The sequence below is a fragment of the Burkholderia sp. AcTa6-5 genome (genome assembly GCF_017815075.1).
Classification (GTDB): Bacteria; Pseudomonadota; Gammaproteobacteria; order Burkholderiales; family Burkholderiaceae; genus Burkholderia; species Burkholderia sola.
The window spans coordinates 188608-206434 of record NZ_JAGIQE010000002.1; the positions used below are offsets into that span (position 1 = coordinate 188608).

13 protein-coding genes are annotated in these 17827 nt (G+C 69.3%); 8 read left to right on the forward strand and 5 right to left on the reverse strand.

Annotation, left to right across the window (positions count from 1 at the left end; genetic code table 11):
- Positions 1-84 precede the first annotated feature (84 nt).
- From J8I33_RS03750 to pdeR, 3 genes are all read left to right on the forward strand, one after another.
- Complete coding sequence (locus J8I33_RS03750; RefSeq protein WP_089489020.1) at positions 85-1383, forward strand: MFS transporter; 1299 nt, start codon at positions 85-87, stop codon at positions 1381-1383.
- Positions 1384-1510: 127 nt separating this feature from the next.
- A complete protein-coding gene (locus J8I33_RS03755) occupies positions 1511-5149 on the forward strand; it encodes a hydantoinase B/oxoprolinase family protein (RefSeq protein WP_209924589.1) in 3639 nt (1212 codons plus the stop codon).
- Between the two features lie 575 nt (positions 5150-5724).
- Positions 5725-7728 (forward strand): cyclic di-GMP phosphodiesterase, encoded by a 2004-nt coding sequence (pdeR, locus tag J8I33_RS03760; protein ID WP_050017231.1) that lies wholly within the window; start codon positions 5725-5727, stop codon positions 7726-7728.
- A gap of 49 nt (positions 7729-7777) precedes the next feature.
- Here the strand turns inward: pdeR and J8I33_RS03765 are convergent, their stop codons facing one another.
- Complete coding sequence (locus J8I33_RS03765; RefSeq protein WP_209924590.1) at positions 7778-8641, reverse strand: crotonase/enoyl-CoA hydratase family protein; 864 nt, start codon at positions 8639-8641, stop codon at positions 7778-7780.
- 709 nt (positions 8642-9350) lie between these two features.
- Between J8I33_RS03765 and J8I33_RS03770 the strand changes: the two genes are divergently transcribed.
- Positions 9351-11279, forward strand: a complete 1929-nt coding sequence (locus J8I33_RS03770) for a DUF3857 domain-containing protein (RefSeq protein ID WP_209924786.1) — start codon at positions 9351-9353, stop codon at positions 11277-11279.
- A gap of 69 nt (positions 11280-11348) precedes the next feature.
- On the forward strand, positions 11349-11513 hold the full coding sequence (locus tag J8I33_RS03775) for a hypothetical protein (RefSeq protein WP_012338702.1): 165 nt from the start codon (positions 11349-11351) through the stop codon (positions 11511-11513).
- 37 nt (positions 11514-11550) lie between these two features.
- On the opposite strand, the gene J8I33_RS03780 is transcribed toward J8I33_RS03775, so the two are convergent.
- A complete protein-coding gene (locus J8I33_RS03780; protein ID WP_209924591.1) occupies positions 11551-12600 on the reverse strand; it encodes an AraC family transcriptional regulator in 1050 nt (349 codons plus the stop codon).
- A 70-nt stretch (positions 12601-12670) separates the two neighbouring features.
- Here J8I33_RS03780 and J8I33_RS03785 point away from each other — a divergent pair, with 70 nt between their 5' ends.
- Positions 12671-13873, forward strand: a complete 1203-nt coding sequence (locus tag J8I33_RS03785; RefSeq protein ID WP_089489022.1) for an MFS transporter — start codon at positions 12671-12673, stop codon at positions 13871-13873.
- A 64-nt stretch (positions 13874-13937) separates the two neighbouring features.
- Here the strand turns inward: J8I33_RS03785 and J8I33_RS03790 are convergent, their stop codons facing one another.
- Entirely contained in the window at positions 13938-14816 is an 879-nt protein-coding gene (locus J8I33_RS03790; RefSeq protein ID WP_176016463.1) for an aldo/keto reductase family oxidoreductase, read from the reverse strand.
- Positions 14817-14917: 101 nt separating this feature from the next.
- Between J8I33_RS03790 and J8I33_RS03795 the strand changes: the two genes are divergently transcribed.
- Entirely contained in the window at positions 14918-15817 is a 900-nt protein-coding gene (locus J8I33_RS03795; protein ID WP_050014347.1) for a LysR family transcriptional regulator, read from the forward strand.
- 177 nt (positions 15818-15994) lie between these two features.
- Here J8I33_RS03795 and J8I33_RS03800 read toward each other — a convergent pair whose 3' ends face one another.
- A complete protein-coding gene (locus J8I33_RS03800) occupies positions 15995-16756 on the reverse strand; it encodes an isocitrate lyase/phosphoenolpyruvate mutase family protein (protein ID WP_209933212.1) in 762 nt (253 codons plus the stop codon).
- Between the two features lie 146 nt (positions 16757-16902).
- Positions 16903-17370 carry a MarR family transcriptional regulator gene (locus J8I33_RS03805; RefSeq protein WP_209933214.1) on the reverse strand — a complete coding sequence of 156 codons (468 nt, stop codon included), beginning with the start codon at positions 17368-17370 and terminating at the stop codon, positions 16903-16905.
- Between the two features lie 81 nt (positions 17371-17451).
- Here J8I33_RS03805 and J8I33_RS03810 point away from each other — a divergent pair, with 81 nt between their 5' ends.
- A complete protein-coding gene (locus J8I33_RS03810) occupies positions 17452-17820 on the forward strand; it encodes a hypothetical protein (protein ID WP_050014352.1) in 369 nt (122 codons plus the stop codon).
- Positions 17821-17827 lie beyond the last annotated feature (7 nt).

Consider the following 17827-nt stretch of genomic DNA (forward strand, 5'->3'; position numbering starts at 1 on the left):
CGCCGGCCCCGCACGCGACACACCTACGACAGACACACAGCACCACACGCCATTTGATCGGCGCACAACGACAGGAGTACCACCATGGAAAGCAAGACCCTCGCGGCGCCCGCCGCCGAGCCCGCGAGCCGCGAGCGCAGCGGCCTGTTCTCGTGGTACGCGGATGCGCAACCGCGCGAACGCCGCGCGTTCTGGAGCTGCAAGGTCGGCTACATGCTCGACGGGATGGACACGCAGATGCTGTCGTTCGTGATCCCGACGCTCGTCGCGACCTGGGGCATCTCGTTGGCCGACGCAGGCTTCATCGGCACGATCACGCTGCTCGCGTCGGCGCTCGGCGGCTGGATCGCCGGCATCCTGTCCGACCGGATCGGCCGCGTACGCACGCTGCAGCTCACGGTGATGTGGTTCGCGGTGTTCACCGCGCTGTGCGGGCTCGCGCAGAACTATCACCAACTGGTCGCGGCGCGCGCGCTGATGGGCTTCGGCTTCGGCGGCGAATGGACGGCCGGCGCGGTGCTGATCGGCGAAGTGATCCGCGCGCGCGACCGCGGCAGGGCGGTCGGCCTCGTGCAGTCGGGCTGGGCGATCGGCTGGGGGCTGTGCGCGCTGCTGTATGCGCTGCTGTTCTCGGTGCTGCCGGCCGAGCAGGCGTGGCGCGCGCTGTTCCTCGTCGGCCTCGCGCCCGCGCTGCTGGTGGTCGCGATCCGCCGCTACGTGAAGGAGCCGGACGTCTACGAGAAGGAGAAGGCCGCGCAGGCGAAGGTGGCCGATGCGCCGCGCCTCACCGAGATCTTCGCGCCGAAGCTGATCACGACGACGCTGCGCGCGGCGCTGCTGACGACCGGCGCGCAGGGCGGCTACTACGCGATCACGACGTGGCTGCCGACCTTCCTGAAGACCGAGCGGCACCTGACGGTGATGGGCACCGGCGGCTATCTCGCGATGATCATCTTCGGTTCGTGGGTCGGCTACCTGACGAGCGCATACCTGACCGACCGCCTCGGCCGCAAGCCGAACTTCATCCTGTTCGCGGTCGGCTCGATGGTGATCGCGTTCGCGTACACGTCGCTGAACCTGACCAACGCGTCGATGCTGTGGCTCGGCTTCCCGCTCGGCTTCTTCGCATCGGGCATCTTCTCGGGGATGGGCGCGTTCCTCACCGAGTTGTTCCCGACCCGCGTGCGCGGCTCCGGCCAGGGCTTTTGCTACAACGTGGGCCGCGCGATCGGCGCGCTGTTCCCGTTCCTGATCGGCGCGCTGTCCAAGCAGTACGGGCTCGGCACGAGCATCGGCATCTTCGCGGTCGCCGCGTACGGCGTGGTGATCGTCGCCGCGCTGACACTGCCCGAGACCCGCGGCCGCGAACTCGACGCTGCCTGACCGACGGCAGCGGCGGGGCCGTCGGCCCCGCGCTTTTTTCCCCTTTCATCGACACCGTGACACGGCGTGCGACGCGCGCCGTGCGGCGGCGTTCGTCCCTCGATTCAACGACGCATCGACCGACATCATGACTGACCGACACCTTTCCTCCGTTCCCTCCGACGCCGCGCGCTGGCAATTCTGGATCGACCGCGGCGGCACGTTCACCGACATCGTCGCGCGGCGGCCCGACGGCACGCTCGTCACGCACAAGCTGCTGTCGGAGAACCCCGAGCAGTACCAAGACGCGGCCGTGGCCGGCATCCGCCACCTGCTCGGCCTCGCGGCCGGCGAGCCGATCACGCCCGCGCAGGTCGACATGGTGAAGATGGGCACGACGGTCGCGACCAACGCGCTGCTCGAACGCAAGGGCGAACGCACCGCGCTCGCGACGACGCGCGGTTTTCGCGACGTGCTGCGTATCGCGTACCAGAACCGGCCGCGCCTGTTCGATCTCGACATCGCGCTGCCCGACGCGCTGTACGAGACGGTCGTCGAGATCGACGAGCGCGTCGGCGCGCACGGCGACGTGGTCGTGCCGCTCGATGTTCAGGGTGCCGAAGCGTCGTTGCGTCGCGTGTTCGACAGCGGCGTGCGTGCGCTCGCGATCGTGCTGATCCACGGCTATCGCCATACCGCGCACGAACGGATGCTGGCGGCGCTCGCGCGCCGCATCGGCTTCACGCAGGTGTCGGTGTCGCACGAGGTGTCGCCGCTGATGAAGATGGTGTCGCGCGGCGATACGACCGTGGTCGACGCATACCTGTCGCCGATCCTGCGCCGCTACGTCGAGCAGGTCGCGCACGAGATGCCCGGCGTGAACCTGCAGTTCATGCAGAGCAGCGGCGGCCTCACGCGCGCCGACGCGTTCCAGGGCAAGGATGCGATCCTGTCGGGCCCGGCCGGCGGCATCGTCGGGATGGTGCGCGCGGCGCGTGCGGCCGGCTTCGAGCAGGTGATCGGCTTCGACATGGGCGGCACGTCGACCGACGTGTCGCACTACAACGGCGAATTCGAGCGCGTGTTCGAGACGCAGGTGGCCGGCGTGCGGATGCGTGCGCCGATGATGAGCATCCACACGGTCGCGGCCGGCGGCGGCTCGGTGCTCGGCTTCGACGGCGCGCGGCTGCGCGTCGGACCCGAATCGGCCGGCGCGAACCCGGGGCCGGCCGCGTACCGGCGCGGCGGCCCGCTGACGGTGACCGACTGCAACGTGATGCTCGGCAAGATCCAGCCCGATCATTTCCCGCGCGTGTTCGGCCCGCATGCGGACCAGCCGCTCGATCGCGACGGCGTGGTCGCGAAGTTCGCGGCGCTCGCCGACGAGATCCACGCGGCGACCGGCCGGCGCGAGACGCCCGAGGCGCTCGCCGAAGGATTCCTGGAGATCGCGATCGGCAGCATGGCGAACGCGATCAAGAAGATCTCCGTGCAGCGCGGCCACGACGTGTCGCGCTACGTGCTGACGACGTTCGGTGGCGCGGGCGGCCAGCACGCGTGCGGCGTGGCCGATGCGCTCGGGATGACGCAAGTGTTCGCGCATCCGCTCGCGGGCGTGCTGTCCGCATACGGGATGGGCCTCGCCGACCAGACCGCGATGCGCGAGCGCGCGGTGGAAGCCGTGTTGTCCGACGAATCGCTGCCGGCGCTGAACGCGGCGCTCGACCGGCTGGCCGACGAGGCCATCGGCGCGCTGCTCGAACAGGGTGTGCCGCCGGAGCGGATCACGACCGAGCGACGTGTGCACCTGCGCTACCAGGGCACCGATTCGGCGCTCGACGTGCCGGCCGGCTCGGTCGCGGCGATGCAGCAGGCGTTCGAAACCGCATATCGGCAGCGCTACGCGTTCCTGATGCCCGGCACGCCGCTCGTCGCCGAGCTGGCGTCGGTCGAGGCGATCGGCCGCTCGGACGCGCCGGTCGACATCGCGCCGCTCGCACCGCGCGAGGCGGGCGCGGCGCCGCAAGCGCACGCGGCCGTGCGTTTTTATTCCGGCGGCCAGTGGCACGACGCGGCGCTGGTCGTGCGCGACACGCTGCGCGCCGGCGACGCGATCGACGGCCCCGCGATCGTCGCGGAGCAGAACGGCACGACCGTCGTCGAACCTGGTTGGCGCGCGGAGATGACCCCACAGGGCAATCTCGTGCTGACGCGCACGACGCCGCTGCCGACGCGCCGCTCGCTCGGCACCGACGCCGATCCGGTGCGGCTCGAGATCTTCAACAACCTGTTCATGTCGATCGCCGAGCAGATGGGGCTGCGGCTGCAGAACACCGCGTACTCGGTGAACATCAAGGAGCGGCTCGACTTCTCGTGCGCGATCTTCGACGGCGACGGCAACCTGATCGCGAACGCGCCGCACATGCCCGTGCATCTCGGCTCGATGGGCGAGAGCATCCGCACGGTGATCGAGCGCAACCGCGGCCGCATGCGCGACGGCGACGTGTTCATGCTGAACGACCCGTACCACGGCGGCACGCACCTGCCGGACGTGACGGTCATCACGCCGGTGTTCGCGGACGGCGCCGACGCGCCGCTGTTCTACGTCGGCTCGCGCGGCCACCATGCGGATATCGGCGGCACGACGCCGGGCTCGATGCCGCCCGATTCGACCCATATCGACGAGGAAGGCGTGCTGATCGACAACTGGCAGCTCGTGTCGGCCGGCGTGCTGCGCGATGCCGAGACGCGCGCGCTGCTGGCATCCGGCCGCTATCCGGCGCGCAACGTCGAGCAGAACATGGCCGACCTGCGCGCGCAGGTCGCCGCGAACCAGAAGGGCGTCGACGAGCTGCGCCGGATGGTCGCGCAGTTCGGCCGCGACGTCGTGCTCGCGTTCATGACGCACGTGCAGGACAACGCCGAAGAAGCGGTGCGGCGCGTGATCGGCGCGCTGCAGGACGGCGCTTACCGCTATCCGCTCGACAACGGCGCGGAGATTCGCGTCGCGATCCGCGTGGATCGCGCGGCGCGGTGCGCAGAGATCGATTTCACCGGCACGTCCGCGCAGCTCGACAACAACTTCAACGCGCCGAAGGCCGTCTGCATGGCGGCGGTGCTGTACGTGTTCCGCACGCTCGTCGGCGACGACATTCCGCTGAACGCCGGCTGCCTGAAGCCGCTGACCGTGATCGTGCCGGCCCGCTCGATGCTGAACCCCGACTACCCGGCGGCCGTCGTGTCGGGCAACGTCGAGACGTCGTCGGCGATCACCAACGCGCTGTACGGCGCGCTCGGCTGCGTCGCATCGAGCCAGGGAACGATGAACAACTTCACATTCGGTAACGATCGAGTCCAGTACTACGAGACGATCGCGGGCGGCAGCGGCGCGGGCGACGGCTTCGCGGGCGTCGCCGCGGTGCAGACGCACATGACGAACTCGCGGCTCACCGATCCCGAGGTGCTCGAATGGCGCTACCCGGTGCGGCTCGATTCGCACCGGATCCGCGCGGGCTCGGGCGGCGGTGGGCGCTGGCGCGGCGGCGACGGCGCGGTGCGGCGGATCCGCTTCCTCGAGCCGATGACCGCGTCGATCCTGTCGAACAACCGGGTCCACGCGCCGTTCGGCGCGGCGGGCGGCGAAGCCGGCGCGCTCGGCCGCAACACGATCGAGCGGGCGGATGGCACGGTCGAGGCGCTCGACCACATCGGCCGCGCGCAGATGGCGCCCGGCGACGTGTTCGTCGTCGAAACGCCGGGCGGCGGCGGCTACGGCGCGGCAGGCTGAGCCCGCGCATCCGGCGCGGATGCGCCGCGCCGGGTGCGACGGGGGCGGGTGGAGGACATTGCAACGAACTGTGGAATAAAGCCGCGTATTCGCGCACGAACGGAATCAAAAACCACGGGAAACTGCGGATCACGGGATCCGATTCGACCCTGCCGCCACGGGCTCCCGAAAGATCGGGCCCCATATCGATGGACCGGCCCCAAACGCCCGCCCGGCGGGGCTTTGCGGCCTGGCACGCCGCTCCCGATGCGCCCCGCCCCGTGCGCGCATTCGCCAACCGCCAATCATGAAAACTCCGGCTTGCCAATCGAGTCCCGATTCCTTGACACACTTCTCTAAATGTGAGTGCCAATCTTCATTGTCATTTGATAAGATGGCTCTCATCATTCCGTAAGGCAGAACCTGCGCGCATCACGCGCGAACGCCGGTCGCATCAGCTGCAAACAAGTACGGGACGAGGCCGCTGTCACGGCAATCACGGCCGCCCTGCGGGGCACGTGCATCGCGGCCCGGGAAGGCGGTGGGGTCACTCGCCTCCGTCTACACTGTGCGTTTTTTTGGATCGGGGCGTGTCCATGGATGACGAAAACGATAGCGCGGTGCTCGAGGCGCACGTCGGTACGCGCAGCCCCTGCTGGCGTCTCGGCAGCGACAGCAATGCACTCGAACTGGCCGCGGTCCGCGGGCTGACCAACGTCGCGGTCGCGCTGACGGTCGAACAGGCCGGGCGCATCCGCGCGCTGACCGGCGTCACGTCGCACCTCGTGCTCGACATCGTGCTGTTCGGCAGCACGGTCAGCCTCCACCTCGTCGGCAGGAAGGTCAATACGGTCGACTGGGCCGGCACGGCGTCCGCCTATTCCGATACCGAGTCCGTCGCCGGCGACCTGTCGCACGGGCTCGCGTTCGCCGAGCAGGTCGTGTCGGAAGTGAATTCGCTCGTCGTGATCCTCGATCGCAACGGGATGGTGCAGCGCTTCAACCGCCTGTGCGAGGAAGTGACCGGCAAGCGCGAGGTCGACGTGATCGGCCGCAGCGCGTTCGAGCTGTTCATGAGCCCGGAGCAGGGCGCGCAGTCGCGCACCAACATCACGGGCTTTTTCGCGAGCAACCAGTCGTTCGCGGTCGAGCGCTACATCAATACGGTCAACGGGCCGCGCCTGTTTCAGTTCCGCAACAAGTTCGTGCAGAGCGGCAGCGGCGTCGAAGAGCAGTTCCTGATCTGCTCGGGCATCGACATCACCGAGGAGCGCAACGCGCAGCAGCGGCTCACCGAGCTCGCGAACACCGACGTGCTCACCGGGTTGCCGAACCGCCATGCGATCAGCGAGCGCATCCACGCGGCGATCGCGCAGGAGGACGCCAATACGCGCGGCCAGGTCGGCATCCTGTTCCTCGATCTCGACAACTTCAAGCGCGTCAACGATCACTACGGGCACATCACCGGCGACCGCCTGCTGCAGGACGTGTCGGCGATCATCAACGGCTGCCTGCCGTCCGGCGCGACGCTCGCGCGGCTCGGCGGCGACGAATTCCTCGTGCTGTTCGAACACGGCACGCGCCCGCTGCTCGAAGCGACCGCGCAGATCATCCTCGAACGGCTGCGCACGCCGATCCATCTCGGGCTGATGGAGGTCTACACGAGCTGCTCGATCGGCATCGCGATGTACCCGCAGCACGGCGATTCGCTCGAGACGCTGATCCGCTGCGCCGACACCGCGATGTACGTCGCGAAGGAGGAAGGCAAGCATACGTATCGCGTGTTCTCGCTCGAGATGAACCAGAAGGTCGCGAAGTACATGTGGCTCGACACGAACCTGCGCAAGGCGCTCGAGGAAGAGCAGTTCGTGCTGTACTACCAGCCGGTCGTCGACATCGCGACGGGCGACGTGCACGGCGTCGAGGCGCTGATCCGCTGGCAGTCGCCCGATCGCGGGCTCGTCGCGCCGATCGAGTTCATCCGTTTCGCGGAAGAGTCGGGGCTGATCGCGCCGCTCGGGCGCTGGGTGATGCGCACCGCGGCCGCGCAGGCCGCCGCGTGGAAAGCGAAGGGGCTCGGCATCCGGATCGCGGTGAACGTGTCCGCTCGGCAGTTGCAGGACATGAACATCGTCCATCAGTTCGCGTCGATTCTCGATGGCGCGGGGCTGAAGCCCGGCCTGCTCGACATCGAGCTGACCGAGAGCTGCTTCATCGAGGACGAGGAGGCGGCCATCGGGCTGATGCGGCAGTTCCGCCAGCTCGGCGCGGAGATCCATCTCGACGATTTCGGCACCGGCTATTCGTCGCTGTCGCAGTTGTCGCGTCTGCCGCTCGACGCGATCAAGCTCGATCGCACCTTCATCACGGCCATCGACCGCAACCCGCGCTCGCAGGCGCTGGTGCACTCGGTCGTGTCGCTCGCGAAGGCGCTGAATTTCGCGGTGGTCGCCGAAGGCGTCGAAACGCATGCGGAAGCCGAATTCCTCAAGCAGCTCGACGTCGATCACGCGCAGGGCTACTACTACGCGCGGCCGATGCCGGCGCAGGCGTTCGAGGCGTGGCTCGCGGAGACGAGAAAGCTCAGGCTGATCGCCTGAGCGTCGTTCCGGAAAAAGGCGCCGCCGGCCGTCGGCGGCGCCCGTCGCATTACACCGTGCGCAGCTTCGACACGCGCCGGTTCTGCAGCATCACCAGGCGTTCCATGTACGCGAGGTCCTTCGGCTCGATCGTGAACGCCGCATGCACCCACGCTTCCGTGATGTCCATCAGCTCCGAGCGCGACAGCTGGAACACGCGATCGCGGGCGCGCAGCATCGCGCGGATGCCGTTCAGCTTCGGCTTCGCCACGTCGATGAAGGTGCGCGTCGCCAGATACGCATCACCTGCTTCGAACGTCTCGTCGATCAGCCCCTGGTCTTCGTACCACTCGGCCGCATGCGCTTCGCCGGTCGCGATCAGCGATTCCGCGAGGCCGCGGTTCGCCTTGCGCGCGACCAGCGAATAGCCGCCCATGCCCGGGAACAGGTTGAACGCGATCTCGGGGAACCCGAGTTTCACGCCCTTCTGCGCGAGCACGTAGTGATGCGCGAGCGCGGCCTCGAAGCCGCCGCCGAGCGCGCTGCCCTCGACCATCGCGATCGAGATCGCGCCGGTGCCGAAGCCGGTGTAGATCTCGTACACGCCGTCGATGCACGAGCGCGCGTAGGCCATCAGTTGATCGCGCCGGCCGCTGCGGATCGCGTCGACGAAGAAGCTCAGGTCGCCGCCGACGTTGAACAGCTCGGGGACGAGCGAGCCCGTCACCCAGAAGTCGAACGTGAGGCCCGAGTCGCGTGCGACGCGCGCGAGCTGGATGATGTCGGTGACGAGTTGCTGGTTGAAACACGGCCGCGGCTCCGATCGCAGCATCATCCACATGACATTGCGGCCTTCTTCGTAGAAGGCGGTCAGTTGCGAGAGTTCGCCGGCTTCGTAAAACGGGCGGCATGCCGGATGAGATTGGAGTTGCATGGTATGTCCTCGTGAGATGTGGTTTTTAAAGCGCGCCGCGCCAGGCGCCATGCGGGAATCGGGTCGCCTGCATGGCGCCCGGCGCGAGGCATCGCCATTGTTGCGCGCGCACAAATGTCGAATTGCGGGGAAAAACGCACGACCGGGACGCCGGCGCGGATCGCGTTCGGGCGAAGCGGCGGGGACGACGGACGGCGGAACGAGGGGCCGACGTCGGCGGGGCGGAGGGGGCTGGCGCGGAGCGGGCGCGGCGGCGATGACGCGGCCGGCGTCGCCGGTCGCTTACGCGCCGGAAAGCGCGTCGGGACGCCGATCGGCCGTAGCGGGTCGGGCCGATCGAAGTACGGATGGCTTGTCGCGCCGTGAGCGTGAGGGATAGCGCGGCTCGCATGGCCGCGCGGTGTCGATCGGTTTCGGACGCCGCCGCTCGAGATGCCGCGCCGTCGGCAAGATGCCGAAGCCGATCACGCCGCCCGCGACACGAACGCAATCACACGGTCAACGGATCTCGAAGGCGCCGTCGCTCGGCATCACGTTTCCTTCCCGACGGCGCGGCTTGACGCTCGCCGGCACGGCGCCCACACTGGGCCGCACGATGGCCACGCGCGCGGGTGGCGCGGGCGGCCGTCATGTGCGCGTCATGCAGGCACGGCTGCCGCACCGGCGCGCGGCGCTGGCGTCCGGCAACGAACGCGCGGAGAACTTCGACGTGGTGCGTTTTCCTTCCCGATGGACCGGCTGCCTGTTCGCGTGCGCCGTGGCGCTCGGCGCGGGTACGGCCGTGGCCGATATGCGCGACACGGGCGGCATGGGCGACATGAGCGACTCGCGCGCGGCGGCCGATGCAGCAGCGCCCGTCACGCTCGTCAGCGACGTCCACGAGTTCGTGATCCAGCACGACGGTTCGCTCGACGAGCACGACGATTCGACGCTGCGCGCGAACGACGCGAACGGCATCGACGCGGTCGCGCAGCGCTACGTGTGGTTCGACAGGAATCTCGAGAAGGTCGAGCTGGTCGCGGCCGAGACGATCGACCGCGACGGCGTCGCGCATCCGGTCGGTGCGGACGGCATCCGCGACGTGCAGGAGCCGCGCTCGGCCGGCGCGCCGACGTTCCAGGACGGGCTGCTGCGCACCGTCGTGTTTCCCGGCGTCGAGGCCGGGTCGAGCACGCGCGTCGCGTTCCGCAAGACCCGCACGAAGCCGGTCAATCGCGGCTATTTCGGCTATACCGTCGAGCCGTCGCGCGAGCCGGTCGACAGCCAGCGGCTGATCTTCGACCTGCCGGCCGACATGCCGCTGTATGCGGATGCGCGCGGCTACGTCGCGCTGCCGCCCGTCACGGCGAACGGCCGCACGCGCTACGAATTCGACTACCGGCACGGCGCGTACGACCGCATCGAGAGCGGCGCGGTCGGCTATCCGACCTACGGCGACCGGCTCGTCGTGTCGACGCTGCCCGACTACGCGGCGTTCGCCGCACGCTACCGCAACGCGGCCGTCGACCCGAGCGCGAACGATCCGGCCGTCGTGCAACTGGCGCGCGCGCTCACCGCGAATGCCGTCGATCCGCGCGACAGGGCGCGCATCCTGTACGACTGGGTGCAGGCGAACGTGCGCTACGTCGGGCTGTTTCTCGGCGAAACGGCCGCCGCGCCGCATCGCGTGACCGACATCCTGCGCAACCGCTACGGCGACTGCAAGGATCACGTCGCGCTGTTCGGCGCGTTGCTCGCGGCGGTCGGCATTCGCAGCGAACCGGTGCTGATCAATCTCGGCGCCGTGTACACGCTGCCGTCGGTGCCCGGCTACGGCGGCGGCGCGATCAACCATGCGATCACGTGGCTGCCCGATCTCCGGCTCTACGCGGATACGACGACGGCTGGCATCGCGTTCGGCTACCTGCCGCCGATCGTGATGGACCGCCCGGCGCTGCTCGTCGATACCGGCGTGCTGTCGCGCACGCCGGCCACGCAGCCGCGCGGCCGCACCGCGCGAATCGCGATCGATGCCGCGCAGCCGGGCGCCGCGCGTGTTCAGGCTTATGTGCAGGATGACGGCTGGACCGCCGAACTCGAACGCAACCTGTTTCGCCGCGCGTCGCGCGACCGCCTCGCGCAACTGGCGAACGAGCGCTTGCGGCAAAGCGGCCTGCGCGGCCGCGCGCAACTGTCGACCAGCGACCGGCGCGTGACCGGCGGGCCGTTCGACGTGACCGTGACCGGCACGCTCGATCGTTTCGTGTGGCCGGACGGTACGACCGCGTTGCCCGCGCTGTCGAGCCTGACGGGCGGTATCGCGACGCAGGTCGAAACCTGGCTGGCCGAGCCCGTGCGCACGCAGCCGTGGGGCTGCGTCGGCGGCACGTTCGACGAGACCGGCCAGATCGTGCTGCCGGCGGGCGTGGTCCTGACCGACCTGCCGGCCGATGCGGCCGTGCACGACCGCTTCGTCGATTTCACGTCGCATTACGTGTTCGATGCGGCCGCGCGCGTCGTGCAGGTCACGCGGCGGATGAGCGCGGATTTCGGCCGTCAGGTATGCACGCCGGACGAGTTCGTGGCGCTGCGCGCGTCGCTCGAGCGCATCGAGCGCGACACGCAGGCGCAGATCGTCGTGCGGGCGAAGCCGCGTTGAACGGCGCGGGCACGGCATTCGCTCCGAACGGGCGAATCACCGGAATCGCCGACGCGCAGGAGGGACATCATGACGGAACGGGATCACGAGATCGCCGAACTCTCGAAGGAATTGCTGGGCAGGATTGTGCAGGGCACGGTCGCGACCGGCGCGGCAGTCGATGTGGAGCAGTGCGCGGCGCTCGCCGTGCAGTGCGCGACGGCGCTGGTCGATCGGCTCGACGCGTTGAAGTGATGCAGGGCGGCCCGGCGTCGGCGCCGCGCGCCGGGCGTTACGCTTCGGCGCGCACGTCGCCGTCCGCGCGCACGGCGCCCGGCGGCTTGCCGACCACGCGCTTGAACGCGCGGCTGAACGCGGCGAGCGAACCGTAGCCGAGCCGGTACGCGACCGCTTCGATCGTCTCGCGGTCGCGCGCGATCCACTGCGCGGCGAGCCGCATCCGCAGCTCGGTCAGGTAGCGCACGGGCGTCATCCCGGTCGCCGCGAGGAAGCGCTCGGCGAACACCGAGCGCGACACGCCCGCTTCGGTCGCGAGTTCCGCGACGCTCCAGTTGCGGCCCGGGTCGCGATGCAGCGCGACGATCGCGCGGCCGAGCTTCGGCTCGCGCAGTGCCTGCACCCAGCCGGTCGCGTCGCCGCATCCGCACTCGACCCAGCCGCGCACGATGAACGCCGCGACCACGTCCGCCAGCCGCGCGAGGATGCCCGCGAAGCCCGCGCGCGCCGTGCACGCTTCGCGCTCCATCGCATCGAGCATCGGGCGGATTTCCGGGTAGCGCGCGAGCAGCGTGCCCACGTGCATGAACGCGGGCATCGTGCCGACCAGCGGCTGCATGCCGCCGAGGTCGAGTTCCATGCAGGCGCTGAAGATCAGCGCATCGCCGGCGCCGGGTTCCTTCGTCGCGCAGCTCGTGGGCGACACGCCGGCCGACGCCACCGACGCGACCGTATCGCAGATCTTCGCGACCTCGAAGCCGTCGATCTCGCGGCACGGCACATCCGGATCGGACACCAGCGCGTGCATGCCGCCGTGCGGCAACAGGATCGCGTCGCCGGCCTCGAGCCGCATCGTCTCGCCCGTCGCGTCGCGCAGCAGCACGGGTCCGCGCACGATGAAATGGAACTGCGCGCGGCCCGTCCCGTGGCCGAAACTCAGCCCGAACGGCCGCGCGACCTGGATCCGGCGGTACTGGACGCCGCTCAGGCGCATCCCCAGCAGCAGCTCGCTGACGAGGTCGTGCGCGTCGGGGATCGGGGGAAGCAGCGGCTCGGACATGGCGAGATTCGGACGAACGATCAATAACAACGGATTGTATGTCATAGACCGTCCTGCCGCTGTTCCTTACGATAGCCCCTCATCAGTACTTTCCCTAACCGACACGGAATCCCGCATGAATCCCGGAATCTCCTCGGCCGCCTCGACGGCGGCCCCCCGCGAACCGGCCTGGGGCGCGGTATTCGCGATGGCGCTCGGCGTGTTCGGGCTGGTCACGGCCGAATTCCTGCCGGCGAGCCTGCTGACGCCGATGGCCGACAGCCTCGGCGTGACCGAAGGCGTGGCCGGGCAAGCCGTCACGGCCACGGCCACGGTCGCGCTCGTCACGAGCCTGCTGATCTCGGCGCTCACGCGCACGATCGACCGGCGGCGCGTGCTGCTCGTGTTCTCGGTGCTGCTCGTCGCATCGAACCTCGCCGTCGCGTTCGCGCCGAACCTGGGCGTGCTGCTGTTCGGCCGCGTCGTGCTCGGCATCGCGCTCGGCGGCTTCTGGACGATGGCGACCGCCACCGCGATGCGGCTCGTGCCGACGGCGATGGTGCCGCGCGCGCTGTCGATCATCTTCAGCGGCGTGGCGGTCGCGACGATCGCGTCCGCGCCGATGGGCAGCTACTTCGGCCACCTGATCGGCTGGCGCAACGTGTTCCTGATCGCGGCCGTGATCGGCGGCATCGCGTTCGTGTCGCAGATCCTCACGCTGCCGTCGATGCCGCCGAGCGGCACGACGCGGCTGCGCACGCTGATCGACGTGCTGCGCCGGCCGACCGTCGGCCTCGGGATGTTCGCGACGATCCTCGTGTTCACCGGACATTTCGCGTTCTTCACGTATCTGCGGCCGTTCCTCGAACAGGTGGCGGGCGTCGGCGTGAACGGACTGTCGGCGATCCTGCTCGGCTACGGCATCGCGAACTTCGTCGGCACGTCGCTCGCGGGCCGCGTGCTCGAACACCGGCTGCGGCCGATGCTGATCGGCATGCCCGCGTTGATGGTCGTGCTCGGCATCGCGCTCGTCGTGCTCGGCCGCGCGCCGATGATCGACGCGGTATTGGTCGCGTTGTGGGGGATGGCGTTCGGCGGCGTGCCGGTCGCATGGTCGACGTGGGTGACGCGCACCGTGCCCGACGAAGCCGAGAGCGCGGGCGGGTTGATCGTCGCGGCGATCCAGCTTGCGATCGCGACGGGCGCGGCCGTCGGCGGCGTCGTGTTCGACGCGAACGGCGCGGCAGGCGTGTTCGTCGGCGCGGCGATCGTGCTCGCGGTGGCGGTCGCGACGATCGTGACCGGCGTGCCGAAGCGGGTCGGCGTGGTCGCGTCCTGACCGTCTGGCGGCCTAGCGGCCCGGCGGCTCGTGTCGCACGGGCTACCGGGCGATCGGCCGCACGTCAGGCGGCGCCGGCGTCCGCGATGCGGTCGAGTGCCGCGAGCGCGTCGGCCGGCAGATCGAGATCGGCCGCCGCGAGATTCTCGCGCAGATGCGCGACCGACGACGTGCCGGGAATCAGCAGAAGATTCGGCGCGCGGCGCAGCAGCCACGCGAGCGCGACCTGCATCGGCGTCGCGCCGATCCGGGCCGCGACGCCGGACAGCGTCGACGACTGCAGCGGCGAGAAGCCGCCGAGCGGAAAGTACGGCACGTACGCGATGCCGTCACGGGCCAGCGCGTCGATCAGCGCATCGTCGCCGCGATGCGCGATGTTGTAGTGGTTCTGCACGCAGACGATGTCGCAGATCCGCCGGCCTTGCGCGACCTGTGCGGGCGTGACGTTGCTCAGGCCGATGTGCCGGACGAGCCCGCGCCGCTGCAGCTCGGCGAGCGTGGTCAGCGGCGCTTCGATCGATCCTTCGGCCGGCCCGTGCGTGTCGAACATGATGCGCAGGTTGACGATGTCGAGCACGTCGAGCCCCAGGTTGCGCAGGTTGTCGTGCACGGCCCGTTCGAGTTCGTCGGGCGCGAAGGCGGGCAGCCACGATGCGTCGTCGCCGCGCCGCGCACCGATCTTGGTGACGATCACGAGATCGTCGCGGTACGGATGCAATGCGTCGCGAATCAACTGGTTCGTCACATGCGGGCCGTAGAAGTCGCTGGTGTCGAGATGGTCGACGCCGGATTCCACGGCTTCGCGCAACACGTTCAATGCGGCCTCGCGATCTTTCGGCGGGCCGAATACACCGGGGCCCGCCAGCTGCATCGCGCCGTAGCCGATCCGTTTGACGTGGCGATCGCCGAGCCTGAAGGTGGCGGTGTGGCGAATATCGGGCATGACCTTGCTCCTGTCGAAGAGATGAATGCGTTCAGCATAAGGACGAGTCGGCTGCGCGATAAGCGGGCATAATTCGCACGGGTTGTACGAAAAGGCGAACAATGCAAACCGATCTCGGCGATCTGAACGCATTCATGGCCGTCGCACGCGCGAGCGGCTTCCGCGACGCCGCTCGCGTGACGGGCCTCAGCGCGTCGGGGCTGAGCGAGGCCGTGCGCCGGCTGGAAGCGCGGCTCGGCGTGCGGCTGCTGCATCGCACGACGCGCAGCGTCGTGCCCACCGAAGCCGGCGAGCGCCTGCTCGCACGGCTCGGGCCCGCGCTGACCGAAGTGGCGGCGGCGCTCGACGGTATCGACGAATTCCGCGGCCGACCGGCCGGCACGCTGAAGCTCAACGTGCCGGTCAGCGCATCGCGGCTCGTGCTGCCGGCGATCGTGCCGCGCTTTCTCGATGCGTATCCGGACATCCGGCTGGAAGTGACGGCCGACGAAAGTTTCGTCGACGTGCTGGCGGCCGGATGCGACGCGGGCATCCGCTACGACGAACGGCTCGAACAGGACATGATCGCGGTGCCGATCGGCCCGCGCATCCAGCGGTTCGCGACCGCGGCGGCGCCCGGCTATCTCGACCGGCACGGCCGGCCGCAGCATCCGCGCGACCTGCTCGACCATCGGTGCCTGCGCGGGCGTTTCGCCAGCGGCGCGATGCCGCCGTGGGAGTTCGAGCGCGACGGCGAGGTCGTGCGGGTCGAACCGGCCGCGGGGCCGTTGCTGGTCCAGATCGGCGGGGCGACGGAGTTGATGGTCGATGCGGCGATCGCCGGGACGGGCATCGTGCATCTGTTCGAAGACTGGCTGCGCCCGCATGTCGACAGCGGCGCACTCGAACCCGTGCTCGAACCGTGGTGGCGGCCGTTCTCGGGGCCTTTTCTGTATTACCCGGGGCGGCGTCTCGTGCCGCCGGCGCTACGCGCGTTCATCGATTTCATCAAGGCATCCTGAGCGCCGATCAGCGCGCCGGGGCGTGTGCGTCGAGCAGGCGCCGCGCGTCGTCGTCGCTCATGCGGCCGACCCACGCGCTGCGGCAAACGCGCGACAACCGAAGCGCGGAAGCGGGCGCCGATGACACGGAAGGTCGTCGTTTGATGGGCAGCAGGCACCCGCCGCCCCGTGAAGCCGTTACCCGCCTTGCTTGACCAGCGCCGCCAGCGCTTTCATCGCCTGCAGATACGGATACGGCCCGTGGCTGATGCGCGCCACGCCGTACTCGGCGAGTTCCGCGATCGTCGGCGTTTCCGACACGCGCATCACGTTCACCGGCAGCGGCGACGCGGCCGTCAGTGCGCGAATCAGCGCCGGCGAGCGCAGGCCCGGCACGAACAGGCCGTCGGCGCCGGCGGCCGCATACGCGCGGGCGCGCGCCAGCGTCGCGTCGAGCAAGCGTTCGTCGTGCGTATCGGCTGCTGCCGTGAAGAACACGTCGGTGCGCGCGTTGATGAAGTAATCGGCGCCCGCGCGATCGGCCGCCCGCCGGGCTGCCGCGAGGCGGGCCGCCGCCTCGTCGACGTCGCGCAGTTCGCCCGTGGCCGGAAAGCTGTCTTCGAGATTGCAGCCGATCGCGCCGGCCTGGATGCTCAGCGTGATCGTGTCGCCGACATCCTCCGGCCGTTCGCCGTACCCGCTTTCGAGATCGACGGTGACGGGCAGGTCCGTCGCGCGCACGATCCGCTCCAGCACGTCCATCATCAGTGCGCGCGGCATCTGCTCGCCGTCGGCGAAACCGTTGGCCGCCGCGACCGACCAACTGCCGGTGGCCAATGCGACGGCGCCCGCGTCGGCCGCCGTGCGCGCACTGCCGGCATCCCACACGTTGAACAGCGCGAGCGGCTGGCCCGCGCGGTGAAGCGACCGGAAAATCGCGCCTTTCTCGTTGTTGCCCATACTCGTCTCCTGATGGATGCCGGACCGATTGTCGTGCCGAGCGATATTGCCACCGAATCGGGCGGTGCGACCGGCTTGCGCAATGTCTGCTGACAGCGCGTGACAGGAAGTGCGCATGACGACCGCAGCGCGATCCGCAGGCCGCCTCAGTCGCGCGACTCCGGATCGACCGACAGCGTGCGCAACTGGCCGCGCAACTGGTCGACTTCGCCCGGCGCGAACGGCCGCTCGATCTCGGCGTGCGCCTGCTGCCACAGCGGGAACGCTTCGGCCAGCAGGTCGTGCCCGGCCGGCGTCAGCGAGAGCAGGCGGCTGCGTCCGTCGTCGGGATCCTGGACGATCGTGACGAGGCCGCGCCGCTCGAGCGGCTTGAGCGCGGCGGTGAGCGTGGTGCGGTCCATCGCGAGCAGCGACGCGACCGATTTCATCGGCGCCGGTTGCGGCCGGTTCAACGACATCAGCAGCGAAAACTGGCCGTTGGTGAGGTCGAGCGGGCGCAGCACGTCGTCGAAGATGCGCGCGAGATTGCGCGCCGCGCGCTGCATGTGCAAACACAGGCAGCAATCGCGCACCATCAGCGTCGTTTCGAAGGGAAGCTTTTCTTTTCGTGCCATGTTGCAATTGTGTTGATATCAACCTATCTTGTCAAGGTCGAGGCGCGGCAACCCGCCGCGTCCGTCATCGGAGGAGCAGGCATGAGTGCGCAACCACAGTTGTATCTCGCCGTATTTCTCGGGAGCCAGGATAGCCCGGCGATGAAGGCATGGCTCGCGCTGCCGGAGGACGAGCGGCGCACGCGCGAGCGCGACGGCATCGCCGCATGGCATGCGTGGGTCGACCGGCATCGCGACGCGATCGTCGAGCTGGGCGGGCCGCTCGGCAAGACCAAGAACATCGACGCAGCCGGCATCCGCGACACGACCAATGCGTTGACCGGCTTCACCGTCGTGCGGGCGGCGTCGCACGACGCGGCCGCCGCGCTGTTCGAAGGTCATCCGCATTTCACGCTGTTCCCGGGCGTGTCGGTCGACGTGATGCCGGTGCTGGCGATTCCCGGCGCGTGAGCGACGC